Here is a 451-nt window from a genome sequence, read left to right as displayed (position 1 = left end):
CTACCCGGGTATCTAATCCTGTTTGCTCCCCACGCTTTCGTGCATGAGCGTCAATCTTGACCCAGGGGGCTGCCTTCGCCATCGGTGTTCCTCCACATATCTACGCATTTCACTGCTACACGTGGAATTCTACCCCCCTCTGCCAGATTCTAGCCTTGCAGTCTCCAATGCAATTCCCAGGTTGAGCCCGGGGATTTCACATCAGACTTACAAAACCGCCTGCGCACGCTTTACGCCCAGTAATTCCGATTAACGCTTGCCACCTACGTATTACCGCGGCTGCTGGCACGTAGTTAGCCGTGGCTTTCTGATTAGGTACCGTCAAGATGTGCACAGTTACTTACACATTTGTTCTTCCCTAATAACAGAGTTTTACGATCCGAAAACCTTCATCACTCACGCGGCGTTGCTCCGTCAGACTTTCGTCCATTGCGGAAGATTCCCTACTGCT

At 51.4% G+C, this 451-nt stretch carries 1 rRNA gene; it reads right to left on the bottom strand.

Annotated elements, in window-relative coordinates:
• Nucleotides 1-451: ribosomal RNA gene (locus tag HH110_RS19080) — 16S ribosomal RNA — on the bottom strand; the annotation flags it as partial.

It is taken from the genome of Stenotrophomonas sp. SAM-B, assembly GCF_013387485.1.
Taxonomy (GTDB): domain Bacteria; phylum Pseudomonadota; class Gammaproteobacteria; order Xanthomonadales; family Xanthomonadaceae; genus Stenotrophomonas; species Stenotrophomonas maltophilia_AA.
Note: the sequence above shows the minus strand (reverse complement) of the source record. Positions and strands in the feature narration are given on the sequence as shown.